Source organism: Streptomyces sp. NPDC043812 (assembly GCF_056436245.1).
Genome location: NZ_JBWKCY010000089.1, coordinates 1 through 2,308, shown reverse-complemented (window position 1 = coordinate 2,308; position 2,308 = coordinate 1). Strand labels below are relative to the sequence as shown.

At 67.8% G+C, this 2,308-nt stretch carries 3 protein-coding genes; all 3 read right to left on the bottom strand.

The features are described from left to right. Window positions 1-153: 153 nt before the first annotated feature. A complete protein-coding gene (locus AC067Z_RS38805) occupies window positions 154-486 on the bottom strand; it encodes a hypothetical protein (RefSeq protein ID WP_478794345.1) in 333 nt (110 codons plus the stop codon). Window positions 487-564: 78 nt separating this feature from the next. Beyond that, on the bottom strand, window positions 565-999 hold the full coding sequence (locus AC067Z_RS38800; protein WP_478794344.1) for a hypothetical protein: 435 nt from the start codon (window positions 997-999) through the stop codon (window positions 565-567). 78 nt (window positions 1,000-1,077) lie between these two features. Continuing rightward, the gene (locus AC067Z_RS38795) at window positions 1,078-1,536 is read right to left on the bottom strand and encodes a hypothetical protein (protein WP_478794343.1); all 459 of its coding nucleotides are present in this window, start codon (window positions 1,534-1,536) and stop codon (window positions 1,078-1,080) included. Window positions 1,537-2,308 lie beyond the last annotated feature (772 nt).

Below are 2,308 nucleotides of genomic sequence, written 5' to 3'. Positions count from 1 at the left end.
GGTCGAACTCGACCAGTCGACCCAATCCGGCAAGGGTGCTGGTCTGCTGCTCGGCGGCCGTGTTGCTGCTCATGGGGCGTGTCCTCCACTGGTGGTGTGATGCGGGATGGGATGCCGGGGCGGCGGGGCCAACCGCCGCCCCCGGCACGTGTGTCAGCTGTCGCGGCAGAAACACTGCTCGGGCGGGATCTCACCGCACTGGTGGTGGGCGCAGAAACCGGACTGACACAGAAACGGGGTCTTGTCGTGCGTGCGCGGGTGGTGCGTCACGTAAGCGAACGCATCGCCGTCGGCGAGCACCCGCACATGGGCGCGGCGGTGGTAGCGGAGGTAGGCGGAGATCGCGGCCTCACCGGCCTTCTCGGGGTCCCCCTGCCACTCGCCGATTTCCCGCTCCTCGTCCGCGCCGGACAGGGTGGCGATCACGTTGTAATAGGTGCGTCCGCCTCGGGGCTCGTGGGTGGGAAAGTTCGGGTAGAACGACACGGGTCCTCCTCGCTGTCGGGGCTTGGGGGGCCGGGCGGCGGGGCCAACCGCCGCCCGGCCATGCGGGCCGGTGCGCCGCTACGGGAGGGCGACCAGCGGGAAACCGGCGTAATAGTCGGTGTCCGGCTGCGGCGGCACCGGCTCTCCCTCGGCGTCCTTACAGAACTCGTCGAACACCTCGGCGGCAGTCAGGGGGTGTGCCCACGCGTCCTTCACCGCCCAGCCGCGCACAATGTCGCGCTCCTTGCCCGGAACCCTGGTCCGGGTCACCAAACCGCCGCCGTGGGACAGAGCGACGTACAACGCGAGACACAGCTCATCCGTCCCCGTCGGCGTGACCAGCTTCGGACGGTGGCCGTGCACAACGATCACCGGCGCGACGCCCGTAACGTGCGCGATGCCGTGGGGGTTGGCGGGGGCGCGGCCTCCGCACGTCAGCAGATGGTGACCGGGGCCAAGTCCGTTGACCAGACTGGTCAGAAGGTTAAACGCGCGCTCTGCGATCTCGTCCATGACGATTCCTCTCGCTGGGGGTGATCCGGGATGGTGCGGGCCGGGCGGCGGGGCCAACCGCCGCCCGGCCCCGTGGCGCTACAGCTGGCTGGACTCGAAGTGCAGCGGGAACGCGCTGCGGAAGATCGGGGCGGCCTCCGCGTCCTGCTCGGCGGCGTACCGCTCGCGCGCCTCCGCCTCGCTCAGCGGGCGCAGACGGCCCCCGTGCGGCGTCAGCTCCCACCCCTGCTCGACGGCCGCCGCGCCCGGCTTGGTGGAGTGCACCCGCACTTCGCACCGCTCCGTACCGGGGTTCATCAGCCCTACGCCCAACACCAGGGCAAAGGCTTCCAACTGAGAGACGTTCATGCTGATCATGTCGTCGATGTCCCGGCCGGTGACATCGATCAGGAGACGCGCCGGAACCGTGCCGTTCGGCAAGTCCACCCGGCACCCGAGAAGATGCCTCCCGGCATCCAAATGCCCGGCAATACGCATCAGCTCATCATTCCCGCGCGCGAAAATCTCCGCGCGCTGCGACTCCGTGAGAATCGTCATTCCTTTTTCCTCCTGCTGGGTTGTGGTCCGGGCGTCGGGTCGGGGGGCTCAACCCCTAACGACATAAAGAACCCTATCACGCTTACTGGTTCGCGTGGCTTCTTCCGCAGGAAAATGACCGACAACAACCCTCACAACAACCCTCACAACGGGAGGCATAACTACCCTCACAACAACCCTGACAGCGACCCTCAGCCGGCTTGGGAATAACCCCAGGCCAGAGCCCTATTTTCCCTCAACGCACGCGGGACATCCCTTCGTTATGGGTGGTGAGAATGTGGGCCTGCTGTCTCGGGTGGGGACGGCGCTGCGCTGTGCCTGTCTGAGGCGCTGGCGCGCCGGTACCGCCGGGGTGGCCCGGCGGAGTGTCAGGCGGCCTATAGGGGGCGGGCATTGGCCTTTCCCGGGGGCCGGAAGGATGGGAGCGCAGTTTCTGTCCGGGCCGTTCTGGATGCGCCCGGGGCATGTGGCCTCGTTTCCCCATTGCTACACGCTGCATCATTCCCGCACCCTCCTATTACTGCCCGCTTTTTGCTAGCGCGGGCAGGGGAGCGCAGCGGACCTGCCCAACCGGCACCCAAGGTCAGGCGTGTGACGCACGCTCACCCGGTAAGCGAAGCGCACCGGGTGAAGCCACCCCAGTCCTGCGCAACGCGCAGGACTTCAACTCGGGTGCGAAGCACCCGAGTTGGGTCCGGCAAGCGAAGCGGCCGGACCCAACTGCCCCGCAACGCGGGGCAGTTCACTCGTACCTCGCGCAGCGAGGTACTAC